Source organism: Blastococcus brunescens, assembly GCF_035320885.1.
In the GTDB taxonomy this organism is placed as follows: domain Bacteria; phylum Actinomycetota; class Actinomycetes; order Mycobacteriales; family Geodermatophilaceae; genus Blastococcus_B; species Blastococcus_B brunescens.
Window position 1 is genome coordinate 3,260,702 of sequence record NZ_CP141261.1, and the last position, 13,420, is coordinate 3,274,121.

Annotated in this window: 16 protein-coding genes, 3 tRNA genes and 4 pseudogenes; 4 read left to right on the forward strand and 19 right to left on the reverse strand. The window is 72.5% G+C overall.

All coding sequences use genetic code 11. The features are described from left to right. Positions 1–7 precede the first annotated feature (7 nt). The 6 genes from U6N30_RS21940 to U6N30_RS21965 all read right to left on the reverse strand — a co-directional run bounded on the left by U6N30_RS21940 (position 8) and on the right by U6N30_RS21965 (position 2,472). Positions 8–277, reverse strand: coding sequence for a hypothetical protein (locus tag U6N30_RS21940; RefSeq protein ID WP_324273954.1), 270 nt, complete (start codon positions 275–277; stop codon positions 8–10). After that, positions 271–858 (reverse strand): galactokinase, encoded by a 588-nt coding sequence (locus U6N30_RS21945; protein WP_324273955.1) that lies wholly within the window; start codon positions 856–858, stop codon positions 271–273. The genes U6N30_RS21940 and U6N30_RS21945 overlap by 7 nt, the downstream gene beginning before the upstream one ends. After that, positions 759–1,160: a galactokinase family protein gene (locus U6N30_RS21950; protein ID WP_324273956.1), complete on the reverse strand. Its 402-nt coding sequence runs from the start codon at positions 1,158–1,160 to the stop codon at positions 759–761. The genes U6N30_RS21945 and U6N30_RS21950 overlap by 100 nt, the downstream gene beginning before the upstream one ends. Then, positions 1,157–1,312: a hypothetical protein gene (locus U6N30_RS21955; RefSeq protein WP_324273957.1), complete on the reverse strand. Its 156-nt coding sequence runs from the start codon at positions 1,310–1,312 to the stop codon at positions 1,157–1,159. Before U6N30_RS21955 ends, U6N30_RS21950 begins: the two co-directional genes overlap by 4 nt. Next, the gene (gene galT, locus U6N30_RS21960; RefSeq protein ID WP_324273958.1) at positions 1,264–2,250 is read right to left on the reverse strand and encodes a galactose-1-phosphate uridylyltransferase; all 987 of its coding nucleotides are present in this window, start codon (positions 2,248–2,250) and stop codon (positions 1,264–1,266) included. Before galT ends, U6N30_RS21955 begins: the two co-directional genes overlap by 49 nt. A 149-nt stretch (positions 2,251–2,399) precedes the next feature. Then, positions 2,400–2,472: transfer RNA gene (locus U6N30_RS21965), tRNA-Glu, on the reverse strand. Between the two features lie 337 nt (positions 2,473–2,809). On the opposite strand from U6N30_RS21965, the pseudogene U6N30_RS34415 reads away from it, so the two are divergent. Further along, positions 2,810–4,080 (forward strand): annotated as a pseudogene (locus tag U6N30_RS34415) (IS110 family RNA-guided transposase). A gap of 190 nt (positions 4,081–4,270) precedes the next feature. On the opposite strand, the gene U6N30_RS21985 reads toward U6N30_RS34415, so the two are convergent. The 7 genes and pseudogenes from U6N30_RS21985 to U6N30_RS22015 all read right to left on the reverse strand — a co-directional run bounded on the left by U6N30_RS21985 (position 4,271) and on the right by U6N30_RS22015 (position 8,161). After that, a tRNA-Glu gene (locus U6N30_RS21985) sits at positions 4,271–4,343 on the reverse strand. 45 nt (positions 4,344–4,388) lie between these two features. After that, positions 4,389–4,460, reverse strand: a tRNA-Gln gene (locus U6N30_RS21990). A 133-nt stretch (positions 4,461–4,593) separates the two neighbouring features. Beyond that, positions 4,594–5,469, reverse strand: a complete 876-nt coding sequence (locus U6N30_RS21995) for a CPBP family intramembrane glutamic endopeptidase (protein WP_324273960.1) — start codon at positions 5,467–5,469, stop codon at positions 4,594–4,596. After that, positions 5,430–5,693 (reverse strand): hypothetical protein, encoded by a 264-nt coding sequence (locus tag U6N30_RS22000; protein ID WP_324273961.1) that lies wholly within the window; start codon positions 5,691–5,693, stop codon positions 5,430–5,432. Before U6N30_RS22000 ends, U6N30_RS21995 begins: the two co-directional genes overlap by 40 nt. A 161-nt stretch (positions 5,694–5,854) precedes the next feature. After that, on the reverse strand, positions 5,855–6,622 hold the full coding sequence (locus U6N30_RS22005; protein ID WP_324278412.1) for a glutamate--tRNA ligase: 768 nt from the start codon (positions 6,620–6,622) through the stop codon (positions 5,855–5,857). A gap of 98 nt (positions 6,623–6,720) precedes the next feature. After that, positions 6,721–7,380 (reverse strand): annotated as a pseudogene (locus U6N30_RS22010) (glutamate--tRNA ligase); the annotation flags it as partial. Positions 7,381–7,453: 73 nt separating this feature from the next. Beyond that, positions 7,454–8,161 (reverse strand): fumarylacetoacetate hydrolase family protein, encoded by a 708-nt coding sequence (locus U6N30_RS22015; protein WP_324273962.1) that lies wholly within the window; start codon positions 8,159–8,161, stop codon positions 7,454–7,456. Between the two features lie 75 nt (positions 8,162–8,236). On the opposite strand from U6N30_RS22015, the gene U6N30_RS22020 reads away from it, so the two are divergent. Continuing rightward, entirely contained in the window at positions 8,237–8,617 is a 381-nt protein-coding gene (locus tag U6N30_RS22020) for a VOC family protein (protein ID WP_324273963.1), read from the forward strand. A 163-nt stretch (positions 8,618–8,780) separates the two neighbouring features. On the opposite strand, the gene U6N30_RS22025 is transcribed toward U6N30_RS22020, so the two are convergent. Both U6N30_RS22025 and U6N30_RS22030 read right to left on the reverse strand, forming a co-directional pair. Beyond that, positions 8,781–8,966 (reverse strand): hypothetical protein, encoded by a 186-nt coding sequence (locus tag U6N30_RS22025; RefSeq protein ID WP_324278603.1) that lies wholly within the window; start codon positions 8,964–8,966, stop codon positions 8,781–8,783. A gap of 17 nt (positions 8,967–8,983) precedes the next feature. Then, positions 8,984–9,328: pseudogene (locus U6N30_RS22030) on the reverse strand (thiamine pyrophosphate-dependent enzyme); the annotation flags it as partial. A gap of 141 nt (positions 9,329–9,469) precedes the next feature. Here U6N30_RS22030 and U6N30_RS22035 point away from each other — a divergent pair. Continuing rightward, the gene (locus U6N30_RS22035) at positions 9,470–9,643 is read left to right on the forward strand and encodes a hypothetical protein (RefSeq protein WP_324278604.1); all 174 of its coding nucleotides are present in this window, start codon (positions 9,470–9,472) and stop codon (positions 9,641–9,643) included. 95 nt (positions 9,644–9,738) lie between these two features. Then, complete coding sequence (locus U6N30_RS22040) at positions 9,739–9,957, forward strand: hypothetical protein (RefSeq protein WP_324273964.1); 219 nt, start codon at positions 9,739–9,741, stop codon at positions 9,955–9,957. Positions 9,958–10,076: 119 nt separating this feature from the next. Here the strand turns inward: U6N30_RS22040 and U6N30_RS22045 are convergent. From U6N30_RS22045 to cimA, 4 genes and pseudogenes are all read right to left on the reverse strand, one after another. Further along, positions 10,077–10,322, reverse strand: a pseudogene (locus tag U6N30_RS22045) (thiamine pyrophosphate-binding protein); the annotation flags it as partial. 122 nt (positions 10,323–10,444) lie between these two features. Next, the gene (locus U6N30_RS22050; protein ID WP_324273965.1) at positions 10,445–11,275 is read right to left on the reverse strand and encodes an ABC transporter substrate-binding protein; all 831 of its coding nucleotides are present in this window, start codon (positions 11,273–11,275) and stop codon (positions 10,445–10,447) included. Continuing rightward, entirely contained in the window at positions 11,272–11,406 is a 135-nt protein-coding gene (locus U6N30_RS22055) for a hypothetical protein (protein ID WP_324273966.1), read from the reverse strand. Before U6N30_RS22055 ends, U6N30_RS22050 begins: the two co-directional genes overlap by 4 nt. Before the next feature lie 157 nt (positions 11,407–11,563). After that, positions 11,564–13,165, reverse strand: a complete 1,602-nt coding sequence (gene cimA / locus U6N30_RS22060) for a citramalate synthase (RefSeq protein WP_324273967.1) — start codon at positions 13,163–13,165, stop codon at positions 11,564–11,566. Between the last annotated feature and the right edge of the window lie 255 nt (positions 13,166–13,420).

Genomic DNA, 13,420 nt, shown 5'->3' on the forward strand with positions numbered 1-13,420 from the left:
CGGGATGTCAGGCGATCCGTCGGGCGCCGGCCGACGGCACGACGTCGAACGTGCGCGGTGCGGCGAAGCCCTCGCGGGCGAACCGCTCGCGGACGGCGTCGGCGACGGCCCGGGCGCGGACGCGGTCGACCAGCAGCACGGCGCTGCCACCGAAGCCACCGCCGACCATGCGGGCACCGTGCGCCCCGGCCTCGACCGCGGCGTCGACGCAGGCGTCGAGCTCGACGGTGGAGATCTGGAAGTCGTCGCGGAGCGAGGCGTGCCCGGCGGTCAGCACCCGGCCGATGCCGCGGGGTCGGCGTCCGCGCGCAGGACGGCGACCACCTCGAGGACGCGCGCGTTCTCGGTGACGATGTGCCGGGCGCGCCGCAGCAGCACGTCGTCGTCCAGGGCGGCCAGCCCGGCGACGTCGGCGACGTCCCGCAGCGCCGGCACCCCGAGCCGCTCCGCGGCCTGCTCGCACTCGCGGCGCCGGTCGCCGTAGCCGCCGTCCGCGTGGGTGTGCGACGTGCCGGTGTCGACGACCAGGAGCTCCAGCCCCACGGCGGCGAGGTCCAACGGCACCTGCTCGGTCCGACGCTCCCGGGTGTCGAGGAACAGCGCGTTCCCGGAGGTGCACAGCAGCGAGGCGGACTGGTCGAGGATCCCGGTGGGGGCCCCGACGAAGTCGTTCTCCGACCGGCGGGCCAGCTCGACGAGGTCGGTGCGGCTCAGCTCGGGCGCCACGAGGTCCGCCAGCCCCAGGGCGACCGAGCAGGTCAGCGCCGCCGACGACGACAACCCGGCGCCGACCGGGACGTCGGTGTCGACCAGGACGTCCAGGCCGCCGCCGAGCCGGTCCCGGAGGCCCGCCACCACGCCTGCGGGGTAGCCGGCCCAGCCGTCGGGACGGCCGGGGCGAGCTCGTCCATCGCCAGCTCGACCACGGCGCCGTCGCCCTGCAGCGAGGCCAGTGCCAGCCGGCCGTCGGTGCGCCGGCCGACCGCGGCCCGCGTGGTGTGCGGCAGGGCCACGGGCAGCACGTAGCCGTCGTTGTAGTCGGTGTGCTCGCCGATGACGTTGACCCGTCCGGGTGCTGCCCAGACGCCCTCGGGGTCCCGGCCGTACCGTTCGCGGAAGGCCTCCGCCGCCCGAACGGCCGCCTGGTCGTCGTCGGTCACGCCTCGACCACTCCGTCGACGGTCCGCAGCTGCTCGGCGATGTCCTCGGGATTCGTGTCGGTGATGAATGCGCCCATGCCCGACTCCGACCCGGCGAGGTACTTCAGCTTCCCGGCGCCCGGCGGAACGAGAACACCTGCAGGTGCAGCCACCAGTCCTCGCGCCCGGCGCGCACCGGGGCCTGGTTCCACGAGGCGATGTAGGGCATCGGCGTGTCCATCATGCGGGCGAAGCGGCCCAGCACGTCGAGGTAGACGTCGACGAAGGCGTCGCGCTCCTCGTCGGTGAGCGCCGGGATGTCGGGCACCCGCCGGGTCGGGAACAGCTGCACCTCGTAGGGCCAGCGCGTGGCGGCCGGGACGAACGCCGTCCAGTGCTCGTTGGCGGTGACCACCCGCGGACCCGACCGCTCCGCTGCCAGGACCTCGGCGAACAGGTCGCCGCCGGTCGCTTCGCGGTGGCGTGCGACCGAGGCCTGGATCCGCTCCACCCGCGGCGGGAGGTAGGGGTAGGCGTAGATCTGCCCGTGCGGGTGGGACAGCGTCACCCCGATCTCCTCGCCGTGGTTCTCGAACGGGAAGACGTACTCGATGCCCTCGAGCGCACTCAGCGTCTCGGTCCGGTCGGCCCACACGTCCACCACAAGGCGGGCCCGGTCGGGGCCCAGGTCGGCGAAGACCCGGTCGTGGTCGTCGGTGAAGCACACGACCTCCGCGCGACCGAACCCCGGCCGCAACTCGGCCAGCGGAGCCCCGGGAGCGGTGGGCGGCACGTCGCGCTCGACGCCGGTGGCCAGCGACGGGAACCGGTTCTCGAAGACGACGACCTCGTAGCCGCTCTCCGGGATCTCCGTGGGCCGTCCCGGACCCGAGGGATCCAGCGGGCACTCGTCGGCCGGCGGCAGGAAGGTGCGCGTCTGCCGGTGCGAGGCGATGGCGACCCACTCGCCGAGGAGGGCGTCGTAGCGCAGCTGGGACCGGTTGGAGACCGCAGGGAGATCGCGGGTGTCCGCGGCGTCGCGCGGGGTGGGTTCCCGGTCGAAGTAGAGGATCTCCCGGCCGTCGGCCAGGCGACGGCTCGTGCGGATCACTGCTGCCCATCCCTCCAGTCGGCCGTCGCACAGGCGCGGAGGGCCGCACCGAAGCTAGTCCGCTGCGCGATCACCGGCCAGTTCGGGGCGGAGGTCCACCGAAACGGCGAGAGCCCCCGACCGTGCAGGTCGGGGGCTCGCGCGCGGTGTAGCCCCGAAGGGATTCGAACCCTCGCTACCGCCGTGAGAGGGCGGCGTCCTAGGCCGCTAGACGACGGGGCCGTGCGCCGTGGTGCGCAGCCATTCTGCCACGGCGGCGCGAGCCGCTGCGCAGCCCCCGGACGGCCGGGACGAGGGAACCTGATCATCGCGCATCCTCCCCCGGCCTCCACGGTGAGGGAGCATCGGTGGCCTTGGCGGCCGCGCGTTCCGCGCTGAAAATGTGTCGGTCACCCGCTGACGCCGGTTGTCCTTGATCGTGGGAGGTCGTGAGGGAGCAGGGTGCCGAGGGCCGCGTCGTGGGCGCTTCCTTGTCGCTTCGAGCACGCGGATCAGATTGCAGTTCTTGCCCAGCGGTCCTCGCGGGTGACGCCGTGACGGTGGCGCCGGTGAGGAGGCCGTGGTGCTGAACGAGGACGAACAGGTCGAGGAGATCGTCGCCCGGGTCGCGGCGCTCGATATCGGCAAGGCCGAGCTGGTGTGCTGCGTGCGAGTGCCGCATCCGCAACGCGCGGGCAGGCGGATGCAAGAGGTGGTCACCTACCGCACGATGACCCGCTCACTGCTGGTCATGGTCGACCGGCTGACCGAGCTGGGTGTCACCGAGGTGGTCATGGAGGCCACCAGCGACTACTGGAAGCCTCCGTTCTATCTGCTGGAGGCCCACGGGCTGAACCCTGAACTGGTCAACGCCCGCGACGTCAAGCACCTGCCCGGGCGGCCCAAGACCGACAAGCTGGACGCGGTGTGGCTGTGCAAGCTCGCCGAGCGCGGCATGCTGCGGCCCAGCTTCGTGCCGCCGCCGCCGATCCGCCGGCTGCGGGATGTCACCCGGTACCGGGCCGATCTCGTCGAGGTGCGTACCGCGGAGAAGCAGCGGGTGGAGAAGCTGCTCGAAGACGCCCAGATCAAGCTGTCGGTGGTGGTCAGCGACATCTTCGGCGTCTCCGGGCGAGACATGCTCGCCGCGCTGATCGGCGGGCAGCGGGACCCCAAGGTGCTGGCCCAGCTGGCCCGGGGGCGGATGCGGGGCAAGCTCACCGATCTGGAAGAGGCGTTCACCGGCTACTTCACCGATCACCACGCGCGGCTGCTGACCACGATGCTGGCTCGCATCGACGGTCTGACCGCCGATATTGCTGGGCTCGAGGCGATGATCGAGGAGATGGTCGCCCCTTTCGGCCACGCGGTGGCGAAGCTGGATGAGATTCCGGGCATCGGCCGCGCCGCCGCCAGCGCGATCGTGGCCGAGATCGGCTTGGACATGGGCAGGTTCCCCACCCCGGACACCTGTGCGCCTGGGCCCGTTTCGCTCCGGCCACCAAGGAATCGGCCGGCAAGAAGAAGGGACCGGGCAGCACCGGCCACGGCAACCGCTATCTGGCCAAGGTCATCGGCGAGGCCGTCGCTGGCGCGGCGAAGACCGACACCTTCCTCGGTGAGCGATATCGCCGCCTGGCCCGCCGCCGAGGAGGGAAGAGGGCCGTCGTCGCCGTCGGCCGCTCCATGCTGGTGATCATCTGGCATCTGCTGTCCGATCCCGACGCACACTTCATCGACCTCGGCTCGGACTTCCACGCCAAACGCACCGACCCCGACCGCCGCCGCCGCGCCTACGTTCACCAACTCCAAGCGCTCGGCTACACCGTCACCCTCACCCCGGCCGCCTGACCCACAACCGTTCGCCCGTCCCCGACTCGGCGCAGCCCTACCCCGAGCCGACGGTCCCGTTCGCCCTACCCCAGTCATTTTCGGATCAGGACGCTCGCAGCTGAGGGAGGACGCGACCGTGCGCGTGGCGGTGGATGTCCTGGAGACGGCGAGAGCCCCCGGCCGGAAGGCCGGGGGCTCTCGTGCGCTGTAGCCCCGAAGGGATTCGAACCCTCGCTACCGCCGTGAGAGGGCGGCGTCCTGGGCCGCTAGACGACGGGGCCGTGCGGTGCTGCAGAGGTGCATCTCCAGGAGATGATGCGTCCTCGCTGGGGTACCAGGACTCGAACCTAGACTAACGGAACCAGAAACCGTCGGGCTGCCAATTACCCCATACCCCATGGGTGGCACCTCGCGGCGCCGCAGAAGACGATACCCGACGTGTCCGGCCGGGGTGGCACCACCCCCGGTGGCGGACCGGAACGGCCATCCTTCCGGAGCGCGCGGTGACCGTGAGGGAAGGGTGGTCCGCTGTCAGCGGGCTGGGAGCGCCACGGGGCCCGGCATCCGCAGGTCGACGGCGGCTGTCCACGTCTCGGGGAGCAGCCGGTGTCGCGACCGGGCGACCAGGGTGACGTAGGCGGCCATCGACGCGAGGCTGACCGCGGCGAAGAGGAGACCGATCCCCGCGGGGACCTCCGCGGTCGCCACACCGTCACCCAGGGTGCCGGCCAGCACGAACACCAGGACGTTGTTGACCGCGTGCAGCACGATCGCCGCCTCCAGCCCGCCGGTCAGCCAGACGACCGCCGAGGCGGCCAGGCCGAATGCGAACCGGTCGAGGAACGTCAGGACGTCCTGGGGACCGTGCGCCGCCGCGAACAAGGCGGCCGTCAGCAGCGCCGCGACCAGCGCGCCGGCCCGCGGCGAGCGGATCCAGCCGGCGATCGCCTGGCTGAGGTACCCGCGGAAGACGTACTCCTCGGCGGCCGACTGGAGTGGCGTCGTCAGCAGCACGACGACCAGGAGCCAGCCGTAGGAGGACACCGGCCCGGTCATCTCCTCGTCGCCCACCGTGAAGGTGAGCAGCACGGCCAGCCCGATGCCGACGCCCAGGGTGGCCAGCGCGAGGAGCGTGTACGGCAGCAGCAACCGCCTGCGCAGCCGCCCCAGCACCGACGAGGACCATCCGCGGGGCATGCCGTGGGCGACAACCCAGACCATCCAGACGGACGGGATGGCGACGATCAGGGACGCGTTGAGGAACAGCAGCACCCAGGGGTCGCTGAACTCCTCGAGGCCCATGTCCGGGAGCGTGCCGAGGTCGCTGCCCGAGGCGAGCAGACCGAGCACCCCGGCCACCGCGGTCATCACGGCGAGGGCCGCGTAGACCACGGCGAGCAGGAGCACCCCAGCACGGGCCGCCACCACGCCCAGTCGCGGGAGCGCATGGCCCGCAGGAACGTCGTCGGCTGGTCGTGCGGCGGTGTGCCGGGGGCGGTGCCCACCGGACCACCGGCGGCGCTTGCGGCGTCCAGGGAACAGGTGCCCACGGACCCGGGGCCGGCCCCCAGGCCTGCGGCCCCCACCGCGCGAGCGCCCACTCCGGCGGCGGCTCCGACGGGGGTCCCCACGGGAGCGGCCCCGGTGGCGGCCCGGGTGGCGCCCCCAGGGACCGGGCGTCATGGGGGACCGCCCCAGGGCGGGGCGACGGGACCGAGCTGCCAGGGTTCGGGGCGGCGCGTCGGCGGCGGCCCGGAGTACCCGTCGACGACGGGCTCGCGGTCCGGTCCGCTCATCCGGCGGTCGGCCCGCCGGCGGTCCCGGCCACGGCGCGGGCGGCGGCGAGCCGGGCCAGCGTCCGCTCCCGTCCGAGGATCTCGAGCGACTCGTACAGCGGCGGCGAGACGGTGCGCCCGCTGACGGCGACCCGCACCGGGCCGAACGCCTGGCGCGGCTTGCGTCCGAGCCCGTCGACCAGCGCCGCCTTCAGCGCGTCCTCGATCCGAGCCGTCGACCAGTCGGCCAGCACGCTGAGCGCACTCGTCGCGGCGTCCAGCACCTCGGCGGCGTCGGCTCCGGCCAGCTGCTTCTCGGCGGCCGCCGGCTCGATCTCGACGTCCTCGACGAAGAGGAACCGCAGCAGGCCCACGGCCTCGGAGAGCACGATCATCCGCTCCTGGGCCATCGGGGCGATGGCCTGCAGGACGGACTGCTGCTCCGCGGTCGGCGGCTCCTCGACCAGCCCGGCACCGGCCAGGTACGGCGTGATCCGCTCGACGAACGCCTCGACCGGCAGGGCGCGCAGGTGGGTGGCGTTGATCGCCTCGGCCTTCTTGAGGTCGAAGCGCGCGGGGTTGGCACTGACCCGGCCGACGTCGAAGGCCTCGACCAGCTCGGCGGTCGAGAAGATGTCGCGGTCCTCCGCGATCGACCAGCCCAGCAGTGCCAGGTAGTTGACCAGGCCCTCGGGGAGGAAGCCGCGTTCGCGGTACACGTCGAGGTTGGACGTGGGGTCGCGCTTCGAGAGCTTCTTCGTCCCCTCGCCGGTGACCAGCGGCAGGTGCCCGAAGCGGGAGTGCCCTGGGCGACGCCGATGTCGGTGAGCGCCGCGTACAGCGCGAGCTGTCGCGGCGTCGAGGGCAGCAGGTCCTCCCCGCGCAGCACGTCGGTGATGCCCATGAGGGCGTCGTCGACGGGGTTCACGAACGGGTAGAGCGGCGCACCGTTCCCGCGCACCAGCACGAAGTCCGGCACGGCACCGGCGGCGAAGCGCACCTCGCCGCGGACCAGGTCGGTCCAGGTGAGGTCCTCGTCGGGCATCCGCAGGCGCAGGACGGGTGTGCGGCCCTCGTCGCGGAAGGCGGCCTTCTGCGCGTCGGTGAGGAACCGGTCGTGGTTGTCGTACCCGAGCTTGGGATCCTGACCGGCCGCCCGGCGACGGGCGTCGACCTCGTCGTTGGTGGAGAAGGACTCGTAGGCATGGCCGGACGCGAGCAGCTTCGCGGCCACCTCGCGGTAGACGTCGTGCCGCTCCGACTGCCGGTAGGGCCCGTTCGGTCCGCCGACCTCGGGCCCCTCGTCCCAGTCGAGGCCGAGCCAGCGCAGGCTGTCCAGCAGGTGCCGGTAGGACTCCTCGGAGTCGCGCGAGGCGTCGGTGTCCTCGATCCGGAAGACGAAGGTGCCACCGGCATGCCGCGCGTGCGCCCAGTTGAACAGCGCCGTGCGGATCAGACCGACGTGCACCAGGCCGGTCGGTGAGGGGCAGAAACGGGTGCGGATCGTCGTCGGCGTGGCGGGCGGGGTCGATCGACCACTCATCGGGCGCCGCCTGCCGTGGAGACGCCTTCGGCGGCCGCGACGCTGTTGGTCAGCGAGCCCAGGCCCTGGATCGTCACCTCGACCTGCTGGCCGGGCCGGATCGGGCCGACCCCGGAGGGGTGCCCGTGAGGACCACGTCGCCGGGCAGCAGCGTCATCACCTGCGAGATGTAGGAGATGAGGGTCGGGACGTCGAAGATGAGCTGGCTGGTGCGGCCCTGCTGCCGCGGCTCGCCGTCGACGGTGCAGGTGACCTCCAGGTCGGTCGGGTCCAGACCCAGCCCGCCGAGGTCGGTCTCGATCCAGGGGCCGATCGGGCAGAACGAGTCGAAGCCCTTGGCGCGGGTCCACTGCCCGTCGCTCTTCTGCATGTCCCGCTCGGTGACGTCGTTGCCGATCGTGTAGCCGAAGATGCTGGCGCCGGCCTGCTCCGGCGTCACGTTGCGGGCGCCGCGGGCACCGATGACGACGGCGAGCTCCGCCTCGTGGTGCACGTTCGTGCTGCCCGGCGGGATGCGGATCGCGTCCCCCGGTCCGACGACCGATGTCGACGGCTTCAGGAACAGCAGGGGCTCCGTCGGCGCGTCGCCGGTGAGCCCCTTCATCTCCTCGATGTGCGCGGCGTAGTTCTTGCCGACGCACACCACCTTGCTCGGCAGGATCGGCGACAGCAGGCGGATGTCCGCCTGCGCGAACCGGGCGCCGGTGAAGGAGATCCGGCCGAAGGGATGGCCCTCGATCTGGGCCACCTGGCCGTCTCCGTCGAGGACGCCGAAGGACATGCCCTGGGGGAGGCGAAACGAACGATGCGCACGGGCCGAGGCTAGTCGGCCACGGGCGGCCCTACGGTTGCGCCCATGGCCTGCCGCTTCTCCGAACTCGTCGTCGACAGCCGCGACCCCGAGGCCCTCGCCGCCTTCTGGGCCGCCGTCCTGGACTACCGGGTCCTCGGCCGGGAGGAGGACGGGTCGGTGGAGATCGGCTCCGAGGCCGGGTTCGGCGGCGCCGCGCCCACCCTGGTGTTCGGCCCGGTCAACGACCCCACGCCCGGCAAGCGCCGGCTACACATCGACGTCAACGCCACCGACCGCGACCAGGACGCGGAGCTCGAGCGGCTGCTCGGCCTCGGCGCTACCTTCGCGGACGTCGGCCAGACCGGGGACGAGGGCTGGCACGTGCTCGCCGACCCGGAGGGCAACGAGTTCTGCCTGCTGCGCCGGCGCCTGGACCCGCTGTGACGGACGACGGCAGGGTCGTGCCGAGTGGAGCCCGGAGGGTTCCGCGCAGGCGCGACGCAGCGGCTCATGTAAGGCGGCCGCGCAGCCGCAGATCATCCACGTCGACGCCGCGGACGTCCCCGGCTGGGGACCCATGGGCGAGATCCGGCCCGAGGCCGACCGCTCAGGGGTTGGACTCCCGCTCGGGGGCGACGTCGATGTCGAGGAGGAGCGGCCGGTCCAGGCCGCGCAGGCGCGGGAGGACGTCGTCGAAGGTCTCCAGCAGCTGCTCGTAGCTGCTGATCCGCTCGGCGGGGCAGCCCAGCGCCGTGGCCAGGGCGGACAGCCGCACCTCGGGAAGCCGGGCCACGGAGCCTTGCCCCCGGCCCGCTCGGCCAGCTTGTCCATGATCGCGTAACCGCCGTTGGCGAACACGATGAACAGCGCCCCGACGCCGTAGTTCGCCGCGGTCCACAGCGACTGGACGGCGTAAATCGAGGAGCCGTCCCCGAGGATCGCGATCACCGGGCGGTCCGGGCGGGCCATCCGGACCCCGATCGCGGCGGGCATGCCGAAGCCCAGCCCACCCATGGCCACGCCCAGGTACCCCAGCGGCTCCCTCGACGGCAGCATCTCCTCGAGCACCTGCCGGGTGGACGGCGTCTCCTCCACCACGACGGTGTCGCGGTCGGTCCGCTCGGCCAGGAGCGCGAACACGTGCGGCGCCCGCATCGGCTCGCCCGCTGCCGGCGGCGGCACGGTCGGCACCACGCGCGGCGGGCGGCCGGAGGGTTCGCGGCGCGCGACCCGCGCGGCCAGGGCGGCGCAGAAGACCCCCGGGTCGGTCAGCACGGCGAGGTCGGCCGAGCTGCGGTGCACCTCGGCGGGGTCCTGGCTCACCTCGACGACGCGGACGCCGTCGGCGACGAAGGGACCGGGCTCGAACGGGTACTGCCGGAACACCGGCGCCCCGACGACGAGCACGACGTCGTGCCCTCGAGGGCGCCGCGCAGCCGGCTCCGGGCGGCGGGGAGCAGTCCCTGGTAGTTCGGATGGTCCTGGGGAAGCCGGCGCGGGCGCCGAACGCCTCCTGGCGCACGGGTGCGTCGAGCTTCTCCGACAGGGTCACCAGGGCCGCACGGGTGTCCGTGGTGTCGGCGCCCGCTCCGACGACGAGCAGCGGTGAGCGCGCGCCGTCCAGCAGGGCACTGACCTCGTCGACGGTCGGCCCGTCGACCCCGGCGGGACGCCGCACCTGCGCGGGGGCGGCAGCCGGCCCGGCGCCGGTCATGGGCCGGCCCCAGTCGTCCATGGGGACGATCACGATCGCCGGACCGCGGGCGGTGACCGCCTCGTGGTAGCCGCGGGCGATCGCACCCGGGACGTCCTGGGCGGTGGCTGGCTGGTTGACCCAGACCGGGTAGTCGCCGGCCAGGCCCTCGAGCCGCCCCGTCAGGAACGGCTCGAGGGCCAGGTGCCGGCGGTCCTGCTGCCCGACCACCACGACCAGGGGCGCCCGGTTCACCCGGGCGGTGGCCAGAGCGCCCACGGCATTGCCCAGCCCGGCCGTCGTGTGCAGGTTGACCAGTGCCGGGCGCTCGTTGGCGATCGCCCAGCCGGTCGCGATACCGACGACGGACCCCTCGTGCAGTGCCAGGACGAACCGGATGTCGTCCGGGAGGCCCGTGAGGAACGGCACCTCCGTGGAACCCGGGTTGGCGAAGATTCGTGGTCAGCCCCAGGCTCCGGAACGTGTCCAGCGTGGCCTCGCGGACCGTCGGTGCCGCCCCGGCGACGTCCGCCCCTGCCTCGGGGTCGTGGCGTCGGGCACCGGTCAGTCGGTCGCGATCAGCGAGTCGACGTCGGCCGGCTCGGGGTGATCCCGAACTCGGCCATCAGCTCGGCGACGGTCTCCACCGACTCCACGTTGATCTCCTGCGGGAAGGCGGGCAGGGCGATCGCCTCGGCGGCCTCCGGCGGGACCTGCGTGTAGGTGAGGATGATCCGCCGGACCTCGTCGGGGTTCTCCTGCGCGTAGGTCAGGGACTCCTCCATGGCGGCCTGGAACTCGTCGACCAGCTCCGGCTCCTCCTGCAGCAGCTGCTCGGTGGTGAAGTAGACGGCGACCGTCAGGTCCTCGATGGGCTCGGCGAACGGCGCCAGGACCGACCGCGCACCCTGGTTCCGGGACACGGTGAGGAAGGGCTCGACCACCCAGGCCGCGTCGATGTTGCCGGCCTGCAGGGCGGCGGGCATCTCCGGGAAGGGCAGCTCGACGAAGTTGACGTCGGACGGGTCGCCACCGGCGTCCTCGATCGCCTTCCGGATCGTCACCTCGCCGATGTTCTTCAGGTTGTTCACCGCGACGGTCTGACCCTGGAGGCCGGAGGCGTCCTGGATGGCGCTGTCCCCGGGCACGACCACCCCGGAGAAGTCCGTCTCCGGATCACCGGTCGTGGCGACGCCGTTGGCCACCATCCGCAGCGGCAGGCCCTCGGAGCCGGCGAGCAGGATCGAGGTCACGTTGCCGAAGGAGAAGTCGTAGTCGCCGGACACGACACCCGGCACGGCCGCGGCACCGCCCGAGCCGGGGACCAGCTCGACGTCCATGCCCCGCTCCTCGAAGAAGCCCTGCTCCACACCGAGGTAGATGGGGGCGACGTCGACGATCGGGATCACGCCGACGCGGAGCTCTCGGACCTCCTCGCCGCCTCCCCACCCCCGCCGTCGCCGGAGGAGTCGTCGCTGCCGCAGGCAGCGATCGGGGTCAGCAGCGCCAGGACGGCGAGCGGGCTGAGCAGGCGACGCATCGAGGGGCTCCTTTTGCCGAGCGACGACGAGCGGAATGTTCGCAGCGCGAACATTTGTTCTCGTTATGAACCTATTTCGTGCGCCAGGTCACGTCAAACGGGCGTGATGACACCGTGACGAACGCTCGCCCCGGCGTTCACGGACGGTTCCGGAGCGTCACCCCGCGGGTGCCGGCCCGCTCACCACGGCGTAGGTGAGCGCATCCACCAGGGCGTGCCAGGACGCCTCGACGATGTTGTCGTGCACCCCCACGGTGGTCCACTCCCGCGCGCCGTCCGTCGTGCTGATCAGCACGCGCGTGGTGGCGCTCGTGCCACCCTTCCAGCCGAGGATGCGGACCTTGTAGTCGGCGAGGGAGACCTCCGCCAGCTCCGGGTGCCGGCTGACCAGCGCCTGGCGCAGCGCGTTGTCCAGGGCGTTGACCGGGCCGTTGCCCTCGGCGGTGGTGATGATCCGCTCGCTCCTGCCGTGCTCGTCGACGACGTGCACCTTCACGGTCGCCTCGCTGACCACCACGCCGTTCCCCCAGTGCTCGACGGAGGTCCGGTAGCTCTCCAGCTCGAACAATGGCGGCGGCGCACCGGGCAGCTGGGCCCGGAGCAGCAGCTCGAAGGAGGCGTCTGCCGCCTCGAACGACCAGCCGTCGGCCTCGAGCACCTTCACCTGGTCGACGACCCGGCCGATGGCGTCGCCCTGACCGGCGAGGTCCACGCCGAGCTCGCGCCCCTTGAGCTCCACCGATGCCCGCCCGGCCATCTCGGTGACCAGGATGCGCATGTCGTTGCCGACGACGGTGGGGTCCAGGTGGTTGTACAGCTCCGGGCTGACCTTGATCGCGCTGGCGTGCAGGCCGGCCTTGTGCGCGAAGGCCGATGCCCCCACGAAGGGCTGGTGGTCGTCCGGCGCGATGTTGGCGAGCTCGGCGATGGCATGGCTGACGCGCTGCAGTTCGGAGAGGCACTCCGCGGGCACGACGGGCAGCCCCATCTTGGTCATAAGGTTGCCGATGAGCGCGAAGGTGTCGGCGTTGCCGGCCCGCTCGCCGTAGCCGTTCGCGGTCCCCTGCACGTGCGTGACGCCGGCCTCGACGGCGACGAGGGAGTTGGCGACGGCGCACCCGGTGTCGTCCTGGCAGTGGATGCCGAGCCGGCCCGACACCCGCGAGCGGACGTCGGCGACGACCCGGCCCACCCCCATGGGCAGCATGCCGCCGTTGGTGTCGCACAGGACCCCCACCTCGGCACCGGCGTCGAACGCCGCCTGCAGCACCCGCACCCCGTAGTCGGGGTCGGCCGCGTAGCCGTCGAAGAAGTGCTCGCAGTCGAGGAACACACGCCGTCCGTGGGCGACGAAGAAGGCGACCGTGTCGGCCACCATCGCCAGGTTCTCCTCCAGCGTCGTCCGCAGCGCCTCGCGGACGTGCCGGACGTCGGACTTCGCGACCAGGCAGACGACCGGCGTCCCCGCGTCGAGCAGCGCGCGGACCTGACGGTCCTCCTCCACCCGCACGCCGGCCTTGCGGGTGGCGCCGAACGCGACGAGCTGCGCGTGCCGCAGCGTGAGCTCGGTGCGCGCCCGGGCGAAGAACTCCGTGTCCTTCGGCAGCGCACCGGGCCACCCGCCCTCGATGAAGCCCACACCGATCTCGTCGAGCAGGCGGGCCACGGCCAGCTTGTCGGCGACGGAGTAGCTCACGCCCTCCCGTTGCGCACCGTCGCGGAGCGTGGTGTCGAAGACGTGGAAGTCGGTGCTGGTCATGGGGACTCCTGGAGCGGTGATCCGGCGCGAACACGAAAAAGACCCCCGGGTACGGGAGGTCTGCGCGCAGTCGGGGAGTGAACTGCGCGCTAGCTGATGATGATCGTGCCGACGGTGTGCATCGCGACCATGAAAGCACGCACCCCGCTCGCGCGGCTGCCCCTGCCCCGGAAATCCTGCGACGCGGGGCAGGTCGGCCTGGTACCCGGTCCCGGTGATCCCGACCGACTGGCACCCCGTGCGCCGCCGCGCGGA